This is a genomic window from Streptomyces sp. NPDC048514, assembly GCF_043199955.1.
Classification (GTDB): Bacteria; Actinomycetota; Actinomycetes; order Streptomycetales; family Streptomycetaceae; genus Streptomyces.
Map to the genome: position 1 here is coordinate 1 of NZ_JBICWT010000013.1, position 18,047 is coordinate 18,047.

At 71.3% G+C, this 18,047-nt stretch carries 17 protein-coding genes; 14 read left to right on the forward strand and 3 right to left on the reverse strand.

Features of this window, described 5'->3' with window-relative positions; genetic code table 11:
• Window positions 1–113: 113 nt before the first annotated feature.
• The 9 genes from ACGFT2_RS27175 (at window position 114) to ACGFT2_RS27215 (ending at window position 8,319) form a co-directional block, all read left to right on the forward strand.
• Window positions 114–758 carry an HAD family hydrolase gene (locus ACGFT2_RS27175; RefSeq protein ID WP_393282881.1) on the forward strand — a complete coding sequence of 215 codons (645 nt, stop codon included), beginning with the start codon at window positions 114–116 and terminating at the stop codon, window positions 756–758.
• A gap of 91 nt (window positions 759–849) precedes the next feature.
• Window positions 850–1,653, forward strand: coding sequence for a VC0807 family protein (locus ACGFT2_RS27180; protein ID WP_393282883.1), 804 nt, complete (start codon window positions 850–852; stop codon window positions 1,651–1,653).
• 268 nt (window positions 1,654–1,921) lie between these two features.
• The gene (locus ACGFT2_RS27185) at window positions 1,922–3,139 is read left to right on the forward strand and encodes an MFS transporter (protein ID WP_393282885.1); all 1,218 of its coding nucleotides are present in this window, start codon (window positions 1,922–1,924) and stop codon (window positions 3,137–3,139) included.
• Window positions 3,090–4,262, forward strand: coding sequence for an acetoin utilization protein AcuC (locus ACGFT2_RS27190; RefSeq protein ID WP_393282888.1), 1,173 nt, complete (start codon window positions 3,090–3,092; stop codon window positions 4,260–4,262). Before ACGFT2_RS27185 ends, ACGFT2_RS27190 begins: the two co-directional genes overlap by 50 nt.
• A 271-nt stretch (window positions 4,263–4,533) precedes the next feature.
• Window positions 4,534–5,349: a phosphatase gene (locus ACGFT2_RS27195; protein WP_393282889.1), complete on the forward strand. Its 816-nt coding sequence runs from the start codon at window positions 4,534–4,536 to the stop codon at window positions 5,347–5,349.
• Window positions 5,350–5,478: 129 nt separating this feature from the next.
• The gene (locus ACGFT2_RS27200) at window positions 5,479–5,691 is read left to right on the forward strand and encodes a helix-turn-helix domain-containing protein (protein ID WP_046417307.1); all 213 of its coding nucleotides are present in this window, start codon (window positions 5,479–5,481) and stop codon (window positions 5,689–5,691) included.
• Between the two features lie 133 nt (window positions 5,692–5,824).
• Window positions 5,825–5,923, forward strand: coding sequence for a 30S ribosomal protein bS22 (locus ACGFT2_RS27205; protein ID WP_003948845.1), 99 nt, complete (start codon window positions 5,825–5,827; stop codon window positions 5,921–5,923).
• Window positions 5,924–6,157: 234 nt separating this feature from the next.
• Window positions 6,158–7,219 (forward strand): NAD-dependent epimerase/dehydratase family protein, encoded by a 1,062-nt coding sequence (locus ACGFT2_RS27210; RefSeq protein WP_393282892.1) that lies wholly within the window; start codon window positions 6,158–6,160, stop codon window positions 7,217–7,219.
• 14 nt (window positions 7,220–7,233) lie between these two features.
• On the forward strand, window positions 7,234–8,319 hold the full coding sequence (locus tag ACGFT2_RS27215; protein WP_393282895.1) for a lysophospholipid acyltransferase family protein: 1,086 nt from the start codon (window positions 7,234–7,236) through the stop codon (window positions 8,317–8,319).
• Between the two features lie 115 nt (window positions 8,320–8,434).
• Here ACGFT2_RS27215 and ACGFT2_RS27220 read toward each other — a convergent pair whose 3' ends face one another.
• The 3 genes from ACGFT2_RS27220 to ACGFT2_RS27230 all read right to left on the reverse strand — a co-directional run bounded on the left by ACGFT2_RS27220 (window position 8,435) and on the right by ACGFT2_RS27230 (window position 12,064).
• Window positions 8,435–9,667 (reverse strand): DUF5667 domain-containing protein, encoded by a 1,233-nt coding sequence (locus ACGFT2_RS27220; protein ID WP_393282898.1) that lies wholly within the window; start codon window positions 9,665–9,667, stop codon window positions 8,435–8,437.
• 251 nt (window positions 9,668–9,918) lie between these two features.
• Window positions 9,919–10,698: an ECF subfamily RNA polymerase sigma factor, BldN family gene (locus ACGFT2_RS27225; RefSeq protein ID WP_393282900.1), complete on the reverse strand. Its 780-nt coding sequence runs from the start codon at window positions 10,696–10,698 to the stop codon at window positions 9,919–9,921.
• 439 nt (window positions 10,699–11,137) lie between these two features.
• Window positions 11,138–12,064 (reverse strand): HAD family hydrolase, encoded by a 927-nt coding sequence (locus tag ACGFT2_RS27230; RefSeq protein ID WP_393282903.1) that lies wholly within the window; start codon window positions 12,062–12,064, stop codon window positions 11,138–11,140.
• A 128-nt stretch (window positions 12,065–12,192) separates the two neighbouring features.
• Here ACGFT2_RS27230 and ACGFT2_RS27235 point away from each other — a divergent pair, with 128 nt between their 5' ends.
• The 5 genes from ACGFT2_RS27235 to ACGFT2_RS27255 all read left to right on the forward strand — a co-directional run bounded on the left by ACGFT2_RS27235 (window position 12,193) and on the right by ACGFT2_RS27255 (window position 17,906).
• Window positions 12,193–12,474, forward strand: coding sequence for a glutaredoxin family protein (locus ACGFT2_RS27235; protein WP_393282906.1), 282 nt, complete (start codon window positions 12,193–12,195; stop codon window positions 12,472–12,474).
• Window positions 12,475–12,755: 281 nt separating this feature from the next.
• Window positions 12,756–13,520 (forward strand): redox-sensing transcriptional repressor Rex, encoded by a 765-nt coding sequence (locus ACGFT2_RS27240; RefSeq protein WP_393282909.1) that lies wholly within the window; start codon window positions 12,756–12,758, stop codon window positions 13,518–13,520.
• Window positions 13,517–15,232 carry a glutamyl-tRNA reductase gene (locus tag ACGFT2_RS27245; protein WP_393282911.1) on the forward strand — a complete coding sequence of 572 codons (1,716 nt, stop codon included), beginning with the start codon at window positions 13,517–13,519 and terminating at the stop codon, window positions 15,230–15,232. Before ACGFT2_RS27240 ends, ACGFT2_RS27245 begins: the two co-directional genes overlap by 4 nt.
• The gene (gene hemC / locus ACGFT2_RS27250; protein WP_393282914.1) at window positions 15,229–16,200 is read left to right on the forward strand and encodes a hydroxymethylbilane synthase; all 972 of its coding nucleotides are present in this window, start codon (window positions 15,229–15,231) and stop codon (window positions 16,198–16,200) included. Before ACGFT2_RS27245 ends, hemC begins: the two co-directional genes overlap by 4 nt.
• Window positions 16,197–17,906: a uroporphyrinogen-III synthase gene (locus ACGFT2_RS27255; RefSeq protein ID WP_393282916.1), complete on the forward strand. Its 1,710-nt coding sequence runs from the start codon at window positions 16,197–16,199 to the stop codon at window positions 17,904–17,906. Before hemC ends, ACGFT2_RS27255 begins: the two co-directional genes overlap by 4 nt.
• Window positions 17,907–18,047: the final 141 nt, after the last annotated feature.

Sequence of the window (18,047 nt, forward strand, 5' to 3'; positions counted from 1 at the left end):
ACTGCAGGGGGGACCCTGTGGGAGAGTAGGACACCGCCGAACAATTTTTAGGGAAACCCCCGCATCGAAAGATGCGGGGGTTTTCTGCGTTCTGGGTCCATTAAAGTCGGGGCATGCGCCACGACCTCATCATCTTCGACAACGACGGTGTCCTGGTGGACAGCGAGCCCATCTCCAACCGGCTCCTGGCCGCCCATCTGTCCGAACTGGGGCACCCGACGTCCTACGAGGAGTCCATACGGGACTACATGGGGTCGGCGATGCACCGGATCCACGAGCTCGTCCTGGAGCGGACCGGGCAACGGCTGCCCGACGACTTCGACGACGTCTTCCACGCACGCGTCTTCGCCGCCTTCGAACGGGAGTTGAAGCCCGTGGCCGGCGTCGGTGACGTGCTGGAGAGACTGGCCGCGGACGGGGTGCCGTACTGCGTGGCCTCATCGGGAAGCCATGAGCGGATCAGGGTGGGGCACCGGACGACCGGGCTCGACCGGTGGTTCGCCGAAGAGCGGATATTCAGCTCGCAGGATGTCGGACGGGGCAAGCCGGCACCCGATCTCTTCCTGCACGCGGCCGAGCGGATGGGGGTCGCCCCCCGGCGCTGCCTGGTGATCGAGGACTCGCCCCTGGGCGTCCAGGCGGCCGTGGCGGCCGGGATGGACGTGTACGGGTTCACCGCGATGACGCCGGCGGCCAGGCTCACCGGGGCGAACCAACTCTTCACCAGCATGGCGGAGTTGGCTGACCTGCTGGTATGACCCTGGCCACCGGCCGGGCCTGACAATTGTCATGCGGTCCTGCGGACGAACGTTTCTGTCGGCGGACCCCGCCGACGGCGAAGCTGGGGGCATGAAGAAGAACACGGGGGCCCAGGGCCGGCAGCAGAAGCAGAACCCGAGCGTGCTGGACAACTTCAAGCCGCTGCTCGTCGATGTCGCGGTACCGCTCGGCTCGTACTACGTCCTCAAGGGCGTCGGGATGAGCACCTTCGCCGCGCTCGCCTGGAGCAGCGTGGTGCCGGCGGTGCGGACCGTATGGGGGCTGGTCAAGGAGCGGAGGACCAACGCGCTGGCGGGACTCATCCTCGTCGTGAACGTGGTGTCGCTGCTCCTGAGCTTCGTCTCGGGTGACCCGCGGCTGATGCTGGCCAAGGACAGTGGCGTCAGCAGCACGGTCGCCATCGGCATCCTGGTCTCCGTCCTGCTCGGCAAGCCGATGATGACCGCCGGCATGAAGCCCTTCCTCATCAAGGGGGACACGGCGAAGGAGGCCGCCTGGGAGCGGCTGGCTTCCGGAGCGGCGGCCGGGTCGGCCGCCTTCCGCCGCAAGGAGAACGCGTTCTCCGTCGTCTGGGGGCTGGCGCTGTTCGCCGAGTGCGTGGCGAGGGTCGTGGGCGCGTACACCGTCCCGGTGGACACCATGGTGTGGCTCGGCACGGTCATCATGATCGGCACGATCGGGATCGCCATCGTGATCGGCGGCGGCCTGGCCGTCGGGCCGATGGAGAAGATGCTGGCGGCGGAGGCGGAAGCCGTGACCGCCGGTCAGGACGGAGCAACCGGTCAGGACGGAGCAACCGGTCAGGACGGAGCAACCGGTCAGGCCGGAACCGCCGGTCAGGTCGAGGGGCCCGCGGTCGCCGTCGCCGCTTGAGCCTCCCGCCCGGACGACGCCACGGCGCCCGACCGGCCCGGAAGTCTCCGGCCCACCTCAGAACACCCGGCCCACCTCAGAACACCCGGCCCACCTCAGAACACCCGGTCGACATCAGAGCGCCCGGCCCATCCCAGAGCGCCCCGGCCGAAGCCGGGGCGCTCGCCTGCGTCTCCCGCTCGCGCGGCGCCGAACTCAACTGAACCTGAGGGAAATTCATCTTTGGCTGATCTACCCACGGGTAGCCAGGGGCCCTACGCTCGCCGCCATGACTGATGTGCTGCGGCGCGGTAGGGCCTCGCTGGCGTTGAGCTTCTTCGCCCAGGGCGTCACCTTCGCCCTCCTGGTCACGCGCATCCCGGCCATCCAGGACCGGTACGGCATCTCCGACGCGCTGCTGCCGGTCTTCCTGGCCGCCGTACCGATCCTCGCCGGTGTCGGCAGCGTGACCACCGAGCAGCTGGTCAAGCGGGTACGGCCCAGCCGGCTGCTGCGCTGGTCCCAGCCGCTGGTGCTGCTGGCGCTGCTCGGGGCAGGCGCCGGCGGGCCGGGGGAGGTGGCCGCGCCGGCGGTGGCGCTCGGCGCCTTCGGGCTGGCCGTGGGGGTGCTGGACGCCTCCATGAACATGCTCGGGGTGAGCCTGCAGCGGGCGTACCGGCGCAGCATCATGCTCAGCTTCCATGCCGCCTTCAGCCTGGGCGGGATCGTGGGCGCCTCGCTGGCCTGGGCCGGGGCACACTGGCATCTCGCGCTCTGGGTGTCGTACCTGCCGGTGGTCGCCGTGCTGCTGCCGGCCGCGCTGGTGGGCAGCCGGTGGTACGTCGACGGGGATCCGGCGCCCGTGGCGCAGGACCGGGAGCCGGGCGGGAGCCTGGTGTTCAAGCTGCTGCTGCCGCTGTGCCTGGTGATGACCTTCGCGTACATCGGGGACTCGACCGTCTCCAACTGGAGCGCGAAGTACGTGAAGGACGTGCTGGGCGGCTCGGAGCAGCTGGCGACCGTTCCGTACAACGTGTACATGGTGACCACGCTGGTTGGCCGGGGCATCGGGGATCTCGGGGTCCGGCGGTTCGGGGCCGTGGCGGTCGTACGGCTCGGCACGCTGGTGGCGGCCGGGGGATTCGCCGTGGTGGCGGTGGCGCCGGACGCGTGGGTGGGGATGCTCGGGTTCACGCTGCTGGGCCTCGGCCTGTGTGTCCTGGTCCCGCAGACGTTCGCGGCGGCGGGGCGGCTGTTCCCCGGCGCGTCGGACGCCGCGATAGCCCGGCTCAACATCTTCAACTACGTCGGCTTCCTCGTCGGTTCGCCCTTGGTGGGGGCGCTCGGGGACGCGTGGAGCTACCGGGGGGCCATGCTCGTGCCGATGGTGCTGGTACTGGTGACCTTGGTGTATGCCAGGTCGTTCGCCGCTCAACCGGACCGATACGGTGGCGGGCATGAGCGGCCGCGCACAGCTGATGTGGGACGAGGCAGTAACGGGCTATGACTTCGGCCCGGACCATCCGATGGATCCGGTCCGGCTGGCGCTGACCAGGAAGCTGGTGGGCGCCTTCGGACTGGACCGGGAGATGACGGTCGTCGCGGCGAAACCGGCCGGGGAGTCGACGCTGCGGCTGGTCCACCGGGAGGACTACATCGACGCCGTGAAGGCCGCGTCCGCCGACCCGGCGGGGGCACGTGGGGCCTACGGGCTCGGCACGGTCGACGACCCCGCTTTCGCCGGGATGCACGAGGTGTCCGCGCTGATCGCCGGGCAGTCGGTGGGAGCCGCGGAGGCGGTGTGGCGCGGGAACGCGGATCACGCCGTGAACTTCGCGGGCGGACTCCATCACGCGATGCCGGGGGGTGCCTCGGGGTTCTGCGTCTACAACGACGCGGCGCTGGCCATCGCCCGGTTGCTGGAGCTGGGGGCCGAGCGCGTCGCCTACGTGGACGTCGACGTGCATCACGGGGACGGGGTGCAGGCGGCGTTCTGGGAGGATCCGCGGGTTCTGACGATCTCCCTGCACGAGCATCCGCGCACGTTGTTCCCGCAGACCGGGTGGCCGCAGGAGACCGGGGCGGGCGCGGGCGAGGGTGCCGCCGTGAACGTGGCCCTGCCGGCGGGTACGGGCGACGCGGGGTGGCTGCGGGCGTTTCACGCGGTGGTGCCGGAGCTGCTGGCCGACTTCCGGCCGCAGGTGGTCGTGTCGCAGCACGGGGCCGACACGCATTTCGAGGATCCGCTGGCGCATCTCGCCGTCTCGCTGGACGCGCAGCGGGCGGTGCAGGTGGCGTGCCATGAACTGGCGCACGAGCATGCCGGGGGGAAGTGGGTCGCCCTGGGCGGCGGCGGGTACGCGGTGGTGGAGGTCGTGCCGCGCTCGTGGACGCATCTGGTCGCGATCGCGGCGGGCCGGCCCGTCGCCCCGGAGGCCATGATTCCCGAGAGCTGGCGGCAGGAGGTGTTCGCGCGGACCAGGCAGCTGGGGCCGCAGCGGATGACCGACGGCCGGTGGCCGGTGGGTTGGGCGTCCTGGGAGTCGGGGTACGACCCGGCCGACCGCCTGGACCAGGCCGTACTCGCCACCCGGCGGGCGGCGTTCCCGCTTCGGGGCCTGCTGCCCTAGCGGGCTACGCGTCTGCTGCCCCGGCTGTCCCGGGTGCCCTGGCGGGCTACGCGCCTGCTGCTGCCTGCTGCCTGCTGTCCCGGCTGCCCCAGCGGCTGCGGGCCTGTTGCGCCGAGCCTGAAGGCTGCGGGCCTGTCGCTCCGGAGGGCTGTGGCCATGCTGCCCTGGAGGGCCACCGTCCGGCGCCGCTGTGGGCCGTCGTTAGGCCGACCGTGCGGAATTCCCCGCGTTTACGCCCCTGCGTCAGCGGCGATGAGTCACCATCGCACCCGTGTCGACCCCCGCCGAGCTTCGTGAGCACCTTCTGGCCGTCCGGCTGGCCGGGGTCGTGGGGACGTCGCGGGAGGACAGCCTGCGCAGCTATCGGCTGTTCGCGGCGCGTGATCCCCGTGCGCTGATCGGAATCGACCCCGAAGGGCCGTGGGACCAGCGGGACTTACTCGCCTTGATGGCGGAGAGGTGCGGGGTTTCCGCCGATCCACGGCACACCTCCGGCCCGGACGTGATCGATCCGGAGCGGACACTGGCCGCACTGGACGCCTTCGCGGAGCGGATCCACGAGGTCGCCGGGCGCGGCGCGCCCGTGCTGTTCGGCACCGGGCACCCGCAGCGGCTGCTCGGGTTCTACGCCGGCCTGGCGGACGCGCTCTCGGCGGCGGGATGTGAGGTGCTCACCCCGGCGCAGGGCCACTGTGTCGACATATTGACCCGGTTCGGTCTACGTACGTACGACCTCGACTACGTACGAGGGGTTGCCTTGGTGCGGGAACCGGGAGCCGAGCGCCCCGGTTGTGAGCCGGGTGTCCACAGCCATTCCCCGCTCCCGGTTCGCGTCGCGCTCGAGGCCGCCGCGGAGTGCGGGGGGCCGCTGCCGGAGCTGGTCGTCGGGGATCACGGGTGGGTCTGCGGCGCTGGTCAGCTGGGGTTCGAGGCGATCGGCCTGGCCGACACCGATGATCCCGCACTGTTCGTGGGGGAGGCGGAGGGGTGCGTGTCCGTCGTCGTTCCGGTTGACGATGCCGTGCGACCGGCTCACTACGGCCCACTCACCCGCTACGTACTCAAACGAGCGTGTCTGTCACAGTAGGGCGGTGATGGGTGCACCTCTTCCCCACTCGCATCACCCGCCCCTACATTGGGGAGTGAGCACGCAGCGACGAAGAGTCACCGGAAGGGGAAGCCGGTGGCCGTCGAGTGCGGAAGGTTCAGGTGTGTCATGGCTGCAGCTGGCGAGAGGCCTCTGAACGAGGTTCAGTTCCTGACCGTGGCGGAGGTCGCCACGGTGATGCGAGTGTCGAAGATGACCGTGTACCGGCTGGTGCACAGCGGTCATCTGCCCGCGATCCGGGTGGGACGGTCCTTCCGTGTCCCGGAGCAAGCGGTACACGAGTACCTCCGCGACAGCTATGTGGGGGTGGAAACGGCCTGACGGCGCTCCCCGGGAGACCCCGGAGCACCTCGATTACGACCTCGGCGCTCGGTTGGGTAGGCTGGCCCCTCGTAGGTCGTGTGGGCCCATGGCGCCCAAACAACCGAGTGATGAGAAGTGAGCGAGGGTAGTCGTGGGCTCTGTTATCAAGAAGCGGCGCAAGCGGATGGCCAAGAAGAAGCACCGCAAGCTGCTCAAGCGCACGCGCGTTCAGCGTCGCAACAAGAAGTAGGCGACGCCGCCGAGGCGTGTACCTGTGGCCCCCCACCAGCACTGGTGGGGGGCCACAGGCGTGTTGGCCCACAGGCGTGTTCGCCCACGGGTGCCGGTCGCCCGGCACCTTCCGATGGGGGACATTCGGTCACCTCGTGCATCGGGCGGTCATCACAGCGCAACAGCGAACCGCTAAGTTGGCGGCACACGGGGAACCCGGGATACCGGTAACGCGGGAAGGAAGGCGCTGATCTTGGCGAAGGTCGTGCTCGTCACCGGAGTCGCCCGGCAGCTGGGCGGTCGATTCGTGCGGCGGATCCAGCGGGACCCGGAGGTCGACCGTGTGGTCGCCGTCGACGCGGTGCCGCCCGCGCACCATCTGGGCGGGGCCGACTTCATCCAGGCCGACATCCGGCAGCCGACCATCGCCCGGGTGCTCGCGGAGACCGGGGCCGACACGGTCGTGCACATGGACGTGACGGGTACGGCCCTGGGCGGCGGCAACCGGGCCACGGTCAAGGAGACCAACGTCATCGGCACCATGCAGCTGCTCGGCGCCTGCCAGAAGTCGCCGACGGTGACACGGCTGGTGGTGAAGTCCAGCACCAACGTGTACGGGTCTGCGCCGCGTGATCCGGCCGTCTTCACGGAGACGACTCCGCCGAAGTCGCTGCCCAGCGGCGGCTTCGCGAAGGACGCGGTCGAGGTCGAGGGGTATGTGCGCGGGTTCGCCCGGCGGCGGCCGGACGTCGCCGTGTGCGTGCTGCGGTTCGCCAACATCCTCGGGCCGGCGGCGGACACCCCGCTCGCCTCGTACTTCTGCCTGCCGGTCCTGCCGACCGTGTTCGGCTACGACCCGCGGCTGCAGTTCGTGCACGAGGACGACGTCATCGAGGTGCTGCGGATCGCCTCGCACGAGCCGCGCCGGGGCACCCTCAACAGCGGCACCTTCAACATCGCCGGGGACGGTGCGCTGCTGCTCTCGCAGTGCTCCCGGCGGCTGGGCCGGCCCACCGTGCCGCTGCTGCTGCCCGCGGTCACCTGGGCCGGCTCCCTGGTCCGTACGCTGGGTATGACGGACTTCTCGCCCGAGCAGATCCGGCTGCTCACCCACGGACGGGTGGTGGCCACCGCCCAGATGCGCGAGACGCTGGGCTTCACGCCCAGGTACACCACGGCGGAGACGTTCGCGGACTTCGCCCGCGCCCAGGGCCCCGGGCTGCTGCCGCCGGAGGCTCTCGCGGGGGCCGTCGACCGGATCGCCGCGCTGGCCGAGCCGGGCAGCGGCCGGCCCACGACGCACAGCGCCAACTGAGGAGCGCAGCAACGATGGCGGACGCCAAGGTCATTCCGTTCGACGACGACCGCTCCCGCGGGAACGCAGCGCAGCGCCCGGCGCGGCGCCGGAGTCCGGTCGGCCGGCGCAAGGGCGGCGAGAGCGCGGTGCGCGGGGTCGGGGAGGCCGGTGAGATCGGCGAGGTCCAGCCCCTGCCGGGCCGCGCGCAGACGCAGCAGGATGGAGCTGTGAGCCGCGAGGAGGAGCCGCTGGACCGGTCGGAGGCCGGCGGGCACGACGGCGGCCTCGAGCGGCGTGTGGCGGCCGGGCTGGCCTTCCTGCGGCGCCGGCTGACCGGGGAGTACGAGGTCGACGACTTCGGTTACGACGAGGAGCTGACCGACCAGGTCCTGATGTCGCTGCTGCGGCCGGTGTACGAGAAGTACTTCCGCGTCGAGGTGAAGGGCGTCGAGAACATCCCGGCCGAGGGCGGGGCGCTGATCGTCGCCAACCACTCCGGGACGCTGCCGCTGGACGGCCTGATGATGCAGGTCGCGGTGCACGACCACCACCCGGCCGACCGGCATCTGCGGCTCCTCGCGGCCGACCTGGTCTTCGTGCTGCCGGTGGTCAACGAGCTGGCGCGCAAGCTGGGGCACACCCTGGCCTGTGCGGAGGACGCGGAGCGGCTGCTGGCGCAGGGCGAACTGGTCGGGGTGATGCCGGAGGGCTTCAAGGGCATCGGGAAACCTTTCGGCGAGCGCTACAAGCTCCAGCGGTTCGGCCGGGGCGGCTTCGTCTCCACCGCCCTGCGCCAGGGCGCGCCGATCATCCCCTGCTCCATCGTGGGGGCGGAGGAGATCTATCCGATGATCGGCAACGCGAAGACGCTCGCCCGGCTGCTGGGATTCCCGTACTTCCCGCTGACGCCGACGTTCCCGTGGCTGGGGCCGCTGGGCGCGATCCCGCTGCCGACGAAGTGGACGATCCAGTTCGGTGAGCCGATCCCGACGGACGGCTATCCGCCGGAGGCGGCCGAGGACCCGATGCTGATGTTCAACCTGACCGACCAGGTGCGCGAGCAGATCCAGCACACGCTGTACAAGCTCTTGGTGCAGCGCAGGTCGGTCTTCTTCTGACGTCCGGCCGGCCCCGGCATCCCGTGCGGGGCACGGGTACGGGTACGGGTACGGGTGACGACGATGGGGGCGCCCCGCTCGGGACGGGCGCCCCCACTGTCATGGCCCGAGGGCGTCAGTCGGCGTCCTCGCTGTCGATGCCCAGGCCGGGCAGCAGGCCCGGCAGGAGCGGCGGCAGGGTGACGTCCGGTGCGCCCGTCGGCGGTTTGATGATGGACGGTGCGCTGCTGCCGGTGCCGGTCTTGGGCGGGTCGAGCAGGCCGCCGGTGTCGCCGCCGATGAGGCCGTCACCGCTGTTGCCGGTGGCCGAGCCGCTCGGGGTGCCGGTGTTCGTGTGCTGCCCGGCGGACGGGGTGCCGCTCCCACTGGGGGCGGTGGACCGGTGGGAGCCGGAGGAGGAGCCGGTGGACGACGGCCCGGAGCCCTTCTGCCGCTTGCCGTCGCCGGGTTGGGCCGACGGCTGCGGGAGCAGGGACTGCAGCGGGGCGACTTCTTCGTCTATGGCGTCGAAGACCGACGACACCTGCTGTTTGACGTCCCCGAGCTGCATGGGCAGCTTGTCGCTGAGAGCGCTCCACATCTCGCGGTGGGACCGCGAGAAGCTGGAGAGCGCCTGGATGGGGCCCAGGGAGTCGGGGTCGGCCTCGTAGGCGGCGTGCAGCAGGCGGTGGCCTTCGACGACGTCGTGCTGCATCCCGGACAGGGTGCGGCGGATCTCGCCGATGGACTCGTGGTCGAGATGACCGCCGCGGCCGCGGTCCAGCAGCCGGCGTGCCTCGCTGAGCCGGGTGGAGGCCTGGTCGAGGTAGGTCTGACCGCGTTGGTCGTCGCCGTCGGTCAGGTAGTTGAGCCTGAAGTCCTCGATGCCGCGTTTCAGCCCGTACAGCGAGTCACCGGGCAGGGCGTCGGAGCTGGCGGCGGCGACCCCGCCGAAGGCCCCGGCGGCCACACCCACGCTGAGCCCGCCCGCGGCGAGACCCTTGGTCAGTCTGGAACGCGGGCGGAGTTTGCCCAGCGGGCTCGCCCGGTGCGCGCCCTTGGCCCGATGGGAGCGCTGTTCCGGTACGGACGCGTCCGCCCCGGTTCCCTCCTGGAGCATGGCCTCCATCGCGGCCACCAGTTGGGCGCGCTGGACGACCTTGACCTCGGGGTCGAGCTGTGGTCTGGGCAGCGCGCCGAGGCCCGCCGCCAGGGCCAGCAGCGGGCCCTGTTCGGTGCGTTCCTCGGCGGTCGGCGGCGACTGTGCCGCTGCTGCTGACTGCTCGGCCGCCGTGTCCCGGTCGGACTGCTCCTCCAGGGCCTGGGCGAAGGCGTTCGCCCGCCGGTGCGCCGATACGTTCGCGATCACTGGCGGCACCTCCTCTCGTCATGACGGTCGACTCCCCAGGGGGTCCTGAGGGTTGCACGCCCACGAGCACTTCCACACGATCGAGCGATCAGGGTCGGCCAGGACGTGAGACCACAGGGAGCCTGTATCCCGCACAACGACTGGCGCGGCACTTGGGTTACGGACGGCGGATGATCGGCTCGGAAAGGCAACGAGCTTTCACGAAGAGTGAGTTGAAGGTTGCCCTGGGTGGCGCGCCGGGGGGCGTTCGCTCAGCGCGCGTCGTCCGGCAGCAGCCGGGCGAGGGTGCGTACCGCGCGATACTGCAGAGTCTTGATGGCGCCCTCGTTCTTGCCCATGACCCGGGCGGTCTCGGCGACCGACAGCCCCTGGAGGAAGCGGAGCGTGACGCACTCCTGCTGCTGCGGATTGAGCCGGCGTACGGCGTCCAGGAGGGCGGCGTTCGACAGGGACTCCAGCACGGAGTCCTCCGGGGAGCGCTCGACCTCGTTGGCGTCCAGCATCTCGCCGGTGGTGACCTCGAGGCGGAAGCGGCTGGACTTGAAGTGGTCGGCGACGAGGTTCCGCGCGATCGTCACCAGCCATGCCCCGAAGTCCCGGCCCTGCCAGGTGAAGGTGCCGATCCTTCTGAGGGCCCGCAGAAAGGTCTCGCTCGTGAGATCCTCGGCGGTCGCCCGGCCGCCCACGCGGTAGTAGATGTAGCGGTAGACGGTGTCGCTGTACTGGTCGTAGAGGCGCCCGAAGGCCTCGGCCTCACCTGCCTGGGCGCGTTCGACCAGGTCCATCATTCGGGCGCTGTCGCTGTCCGCGGCGGGACGGCGGGCGGTGGGGGCGCCGCCGGCGCGCCCACGTCTGCCGACCGCGGCGCCTCCGTCGGCCAGTGCGTAGCACGGGCCTACGGGTGCGGCGGCGGCGAAGGCGGGGACGGTGTACGCGGTGGGGACGAAGCCGCGCAGCGTCACTTTGACCGTTGCGACCGTTGCGCGCAGCGTAGCCAGGCCCGAGGCGTCAACCCCGACGTGTGGGTACACGGGACTCCCAGAGGCAGAGCTTTCATCACGTGCAGTGCGGGACCTTTCACCCGTCGTAGCGACGGAGGGGTACCGGTTTGCGTCTGAGGAGAATAACGCTTCGTACAGGCACTGCTACACCGAGTTGCTCAAATCATCGATTGCGTCGCTTCTGTAACCGGTTTGCGCCCTATCGGGAGCCACAGAGTGATCGATTGTTGAACGGAAAGAGGCGGTTTTCGGTGAAGTACGGGGCGAGTTGAAGTGGCCGCGGCATAATTCGTGCGCGCGGGCGGGTGCCGTGCGGTGCCGTGCAGGAGCCCTGAGGGCGTGCGGAACCGCACCGACGGTCACGGCGGAACCGTGCGGGAGGCCGGCGCACTCGCGCGTGCGGCCAGGACGGCCCAGCGTGTCCGCGGCCGGTGGTCCTCGCGGTGCGGATGTCCGTGCCCGGGTGGCGCTAGCGGCGCCGGCGGCTCAGGGCGATCGCCGCCGCGGTGCCGCCGGCGACCGCGCCGACGCCGGCCGCCGCCGGAATGCCCACCTTGGCCGCCTTGCGGCCCGTGCGGTAGTCGCGCAGGCGCCAGTCCTTCTCGCGGGCGTGTCTGCGCAGCTTGGCGTCCGGGTTGATGGCGTAGGGGTGGCCGACCAGGGACAGCATGGGGATGTCGTTGTGGCTGTCGCTGTAGGCCGCGCAGCGGGAGAGGTCCAGGCCCTCCGCCGCGGCCAGGGCGCGGACCGCCTCCGCCTTCGCGGGGCCGTGCAGCGGCTCGCCCACGAGCTTGCCGGTGTAGACGCCGTCGACCGACTCCGCGACCGTGCCGAGCGCTCCGGTCAGTCCCAGGCGGCGGGCGATGACCTGGGCGATCTCGACCGGGGCGGCCGTGACCAGCCACACCTTCTGGCCCGCGTCCAGATGGGCCTGGGCCAGGGCGCGGGTGCCGGGCCAGATGCGGTCGGCCATGTACTCGTCGTAGATCTCCTCGCCGATCGTCTCCAGCTCGGCGACCCGGTGGCCCTTGACGATGGACAGGGCCGAGTCGCGGGCGTCCTGCATGTGCTCGGGGTCCTCGACGCCGGCCAGCCGGAACCACGCCTGCTGCCAGGCGAACCTGGCCAGGTCGCGCGTCTCGAAGAACTTCCGCTTGTACAGGCCCCGGCCGAAGTGGAACAGGGCGGCGCCCTGCATCACGGTGTTGTCGAGGTCGAAGAAGGCGGCCGCCCGGTCGTCGCCGAACACCGGGAAGTCCGGTTCCGCAGTGGCGACCTGGGTCTCCTGCGCCTCCTGCGAGGACTTGCGGGCAGCCTCCGCCGAGGCCTCGCCTGCCAACACGCTCCGCGCCGTGGCGGAGCGCCTACGGGGAGTGAGCCATCCGAGAGCGGCCATGGCGTGAGCATAGCCAGTTCGTTCGGTGCTTCCGGAGTCCGGAGGTTGGCGGAGTGTGAACTCTCTGCGACCGCGCGGTTGAACAAGTGCCCGGAAACGACCGGGGTTGTGGTGTCGGAAGCGCGAGAATGGCCGGTATGAGTCCCCTCTTCCGACGTAGGGCCGAGCCGCGCGAGCGGCTGGTCACCCTGGTCCGCAAGCCCGGCTGTCATCTGTGCGACGACGCCGAGCTGGTGGTCGGCAAGGTCTGCGGCGATCTCGGTGTGTCCTGGGAGCAGAAGGACATCACCGAGGACCAGGCCCTGTACGACCGGTACTGGGAGCAGATCCCGGTCGTCCTGATCGATGGTGAACAGCACACCTTCTGGCGCGTGAACGAGCAGCGGCTGCGCCGGGCACTGACCGAGTAGTCCAAACTGGCCCGGAAAGTCGCTTAGGATCGACGGCGGTTTGGTCTCGGGGGCGGGATTCGTGAGGAGAGTGTGCGGTTTTGCCCCCAGTAACGAAGGAACGGCGGTGCGTATGCGCCGGTTCCCGTCAAGGGCGCAGAGGGCGCGTGACCCCGGTCACTTCTGCCGGGCAAATCGGACACCATCTTTGTGCACGCGTTCACAAAGACATAGCCTGCTGTCGACGGGGCGGTCTGGGGACGTACGACCGCCTGCAGCCCCGCTCTACCCGCAGGAGCACCGTGGCAACTGGCCGAACACACCGACCGGCGACCCGTAGCCGAGGGATTCCCGAGGCCACCGTCGCCCGGCTTCCGCTGTACCTCCGCGCACTGACCGCGCTGTCGGAGCGCTCGGTCCCCACGGTCTCCTCCGAGGAGCTGGCCGCGGCGGCGGGCGTCAACTCCGCCAAGCTGCGCAAGGACTTCTCCTACCTGGGCTCCTACGGAACGCGCGGTGTGGGCTACGACGTGGAGTATCTCGTCTACCAGATCTCCCGCGAGCTCGGCCTGACCCAGGACTGGCCGGTTGTCATCGTCGGCATCGGCAACCTCGGCGCGGCGCTCGCCAACTACGGCGGGTTCGCCTCCCGTGGCTTCCGGGTCGCCGCCCTCATAGACGCGGACCCGGCGATGGCCGGCAAGCCGGTCGCGGGCATCCCGGTGCAGCACACCGACGAGCTCGAGAAGATCATCAAGGACAACGGCGTCTCGATCGGTGTGATCGCGACTCCCGCCGGTGCCGCCCAGCCGGTCTGCGACCGGCTCGTGGCCGCCGGAGTCACGTCGATCCTGAACTTCGCGCCGACCGTGCTGACCGTCCCGGACGGCGTCGACGTGCGCAAGGTCGACCTCTCCATCGAGCTGCAGATCCTCGCCTTCCACGAGCAGCGCAAGGCCGGTGAGGGGAGCGCGGCCGGTGAGGGCGCGCCGTCCACCGCCGCCGCCCGTGACGATTCCGCCGACCAGGGGCCCGAGGGCGACGTGCCCGCGGTGATGCCGGCATGAGTCTCCTCGTCGTAGGCCTCAGTCATCGCAGCGCCCCGGTGAGCGTGCTGGAGCGGGCCGCGCTGAGCGCGGACGCCCAGACCAAGCTGCTGCAGGACACGGTCGCCGCCGAGCCCGCCACCGAGGCCGCGGTGCTCGCCACCTGCAACCGCATCGAGCTGTACGCGGACGTGGACAAGTTCCACGCCGGTGTCGCCGAGCTGTCCACCCTGCTCGCCCAGCACAGTGGCGTCGGCCTCGAGGAACTGACCCCCTACCTCTACGTGCACTACGAGGACCGGGCCGTCCACCACCTGTTCTCGGTGGCCTGCGGTCTCGACTCGATGGTCGTCGGCGAGGGGCAGATCCTCGGCCAGATCAAGGACTCCCTGGCCAGGGCGCAGGAGCTGCACACCGCCGGACGCCTGCTGAACGACCTGTTCCAGCAGGCCCTGCGGGTCGGCAAGCGCGCCCACTCCGAGACCGGGATCGACCGCGCCGGGCAGTCGCTGGTCACCTTCGGCCTGGAGCAGCTGGCCGCGGGCGGTGACGTGCGGGAATGGGCGACGGGCCGCAAGGCGCTGATCATCGGCGCCGGCTCGATGTCCTCCCTGGCCGCCGCCACGCTCGCGCGGGCCGGGGCCGGCGAGATCGTCGTCGCCAACCGCACCTTCGAGCGTGCCGAGCGCCTCGCGCTGCTGCTCGAGGAGCAGTACGGACCCCGCCCCACCGGGGGCGACGGCACGGCGGTGACCGCCCGTGCGGTACGGATGGACGCCGTGCCGGACGAGCTGACACGTGCCGACGTCGTCGTCTCCTGCACCGGGGCGACCGGCCTGGTGCTCACGGCGGACGCGGTCGCGTACGCGGTCGAGGGCCGCACCGGGCGCCCCGCCGAGATCGCGGGCAGCGCCCGTACCAGCGCGCAGCCCAAGGTGCCGCAGCCGGCCGGCGGTGTCGGCAACGACGACAACTGCCCCCTCGACCTGGCCGCCGTGCAGCCGGGCTTCTCCGTCATGGGTGAGGCCGCCGTGGCCGGCATGGACGCCGCCACGCTGGAGCAGCACGCGGCCTGGGCCGCGGGCGGGACGCTCGACCGCCGGGACCGCCGTACGCCCGAGACGGACGCCGAGCTGATCGCCGCGCTCGCCACGACCGCCGCCACGATCGGCCGTGTCCCGGAGCGGCGCAAGCCCGAACCGGTCGCCGTGATCCCGCGCCCGGCGCCCTCCCTCTTCCTCCTCGACCTGGCCATGCCCCGCGACATCGACGCGGCCGTGCACCGGCTGGCCGGGGTGCGGCTGGTGGACATCGAGTCGCTGGCCGAGGCCTCGGCCGACGCGCCGATGGCGGCCGACGTGGACCAGGTCCGGCGTATCGTCTCCGACGAGGTCGCGGCCTTCGGCGCGGCGCAGCGGGCGGCGCACATCACGCCGACCGTGGTGGCGCTGCGCACCATGGCCGCCGACGTGGTCGCCGGAGAGATCGCACGGCTCGACGGCCGGCTGCCCGACCTGGACGAACGCCAGCGCGGCGAGATCCGGCAGGCCGTCCACCGGGTCGTCGACAAGCTGCTGCACGCGCCGACCGTACGGGTCAAGCAGCTCGCGGCCGAGCCCGGCGGCGCCGGGTACGCGGACGCGCTGCGCACCCTGTTCGACCTCGACCCCGAGACGGTCGCCGCCGTCTCCCGGGCCGTGGACAGCACGGAGGAGAAGGACCGACCGGCATGACTGAGAAGGCACTGCGACTGGGGACCAGGCGGAGCAAGCTCGCCATGGCCCAGTCCGGGCAGGTGGCGAGGACCGTCCAGCAGGTGACCGGGCGGCCCGTCGAGCTGGTCGAGATCACCACGTACGGGGACACCTCCCGCGAGCATCTGGCGCAGATCGGCGGCACCGGCGTCTTCGTGACGGCGCTGCGCGACGCACTGGTCCGTGGCGAGGTCGACTTCGCGGTTCATTCGCTCAAGGACCTCCCGACGGCCCAGCCCGAGGGACTGGTCCTGGCCGCCGTACCGCTGCGCGAGGACCCGCGGGACGTGATCGTCGCGCGCGACGCGCTCAAGTTCACCGACCTGCCGCGCGGGGCCCGGATCGGAACCGGCTCCCCCCGCCGCATGGCGCAGCTGAACGCGTACGCCCGGGCCCACGGCCTGGACATCGAGACGGTCCCGATCCGCGGCAACGTCGACACCCGCATCGGATACGTCCGGGACGGCGAGCTGGACGCGGTCGTCCTGGCCGCCGCCGGACTGAGCCGGATCGGCCGGATCGACGAAGTGACCGACTTCCTGTCGGTCGACACGGTTTTGCCCGCCCCCGGCCAGGGGGCCCTGGCGATCGAGTGCAGGGCGGGGAACACCGCCCGAGACACTGCCCTCATCGCTGCGCTCGGCGAACTCGACGACCCGTCCACACGGGCCGCCGTGACCGCCGAACGGTCACTGCTCGCCGCCCTGGAGGCCGGTTGCAGCGCCCCTGTGGGTGCGCTGGCCGACCTTCTGGCCGACGGGCAGGTTGTCAAGGAAATGCGCCTGCGCGGCGTCGTCGGCACGACCGACGGCACCCGCATGGTGCAGCTGTCCACCACCGGTCCCGTGCCCCAGACGCACGACCGGGCGACGGCACTCGGGCGCGAACTCGCCACCGAGATGCTCGCCCAGGGCGCGGCCGGTCTGATGGGGGAGCGAGCACAGTGAGCCCCACCAACCTTCCCGCCGGCCTCGAACACGGGCACGTCACCTTCCTCGGTGCCGGACCCGGGGATCCGGGACTGCTGACTCTGCGCGCCGTGGAGGCGCTGTCGGCCGCGGACGTCCTGGTCGCCGAGCACGAGGTGCTCGACGTGATCCGGACGCACGCCCGACAGGGCGTCTCCATCGTGCCGATGGACGCGGACTCCTCCTCGGTGTCACCGCCGGGCACGGGCACGCCCCAGCTGACGGTGGTTGACGGCACGTCAACACCCGTCGCTGCCCCGGCTGCTGTTCGGGATGCCGCTCATCTTGTCATGCAGGCCGCGCGGGGCGGCAGGCGGGTCGTCCGCGCGGTGTCCGGGGACCCGGGACTGGATACGTTCGCGGCCGAGGAAATGCTCGCCTGCGCCGCCGCCGGTGTGCCCTTCGAGGTCGTACCGGGTGTGGCGGCCGCGGTCGGGGTGCCGGCGTACGCCGGTGTCCCGCTGCGGGACCCGCAGGGCGCGGACGTCAGGTTCGTGGACGCCCGTACCGCCTCCGACCGCTGCTGGACGGAGGTGGGCGCCTCGGACGGCACGGTCGTCGTCTCCACGACGCTGGACTCCGTGGCGGCCGCGGCCGGTGAGCTGGTCGCGGCGGGCCGCAAGCCGGACACCCCGCTGACGGTCACCGTCGCCGGTACGACGACCCGTCAGCGCACCTGGACGGCGACGCTCGGCACGATCGCGCAGACGCTGAAGCAGGCGAAGGTGCTGCCCTCTCCCGAGGGCGGCCGGCCGGTGATAGCCGTGGTCGGTGAGCGTTCCGCCGCCGCCCAGCGCGACCAGTTGTCGTGGTTCGAGTCCAAGCCGCTGTTCGGCTGGAAGGTCCTCGTGCCGCGCACGAAGGAGCAGGCGGCGTCGCTCTCCGACCAGCTGCGGTCCTACGGCGCGGTGCCGCACGAGGTCCCCACGATCGCGGTGGAGCCCCCGCGCACCCCGCAGCAGATGGAACGGGCCGTCAAGGGCCTGGTGACCGGCCGCTACGAGTGGATCGCCTTCACCTCGGTGAACGCGGTCAAGGCGGTGCGCGAGAAGTTCGAGGAGTACGGTCTCGACGCCCGTGCCTTCGCGGGCATCAAGGTGGCCGCGGTGGGCGAGCAGACGGCCAAGGCGCTGATCGCCTTCGGCGTGAAGCCCGATCTGGTGCCGAGCGGCGAACAGTCGGCCGCCGGACTGCTGGAGGACTGGCCGCCCTACGACCCGGTCTTCGACCCGATCGACCGCGTCTTCCTGCCCCGCGCGGACATCGCCACGGAGACCCTGGTCGCCGGTCTGATCGAGCTGGGCTGGGAGGTCGACGACGTCACGGCCTACCGGACGGTGCGCGCCTCGCCGCCGCCGGCCGAGACCCGGGAGGCGATCAAGGGCGGCGGCTTCGACGCGGTGCTCTTCACGTCGTCGTCCACCGTGCGCAACCTGGTCGGCATCGCCGGCAAGCCGCACAACGTCACGGTGATCGCGTGCATCGGCCCGGCCACGGCCAAGACGGCCGAGGAACACGGGCTGCGGGTCGACGTCATGGCTCCCGAGCCGTCCGTGCACAAGCTGGCGGAGGCGCTGGCCGACTTCGGCATGAAGCGGCGCGCCGCGGCCCTGGAGGCCGGCGACCCGGTGACCCGCCCGAGCGAGCGCCGGCCCGGCGCCCGGCGCCGTCGTTCGACGACCTGAGAACCGTCGGGCGCCTCTCGCCGAGGCGTCCGGATCGAGACCGGCGGAGTGCCTTCACGAGGCGCTCGACCTGAGACCGGCGGAGTGCCTCTCACCGGGGCGCCCCGCCGGTCTCAGACGTATACGCCCCGGTCGGGCAGG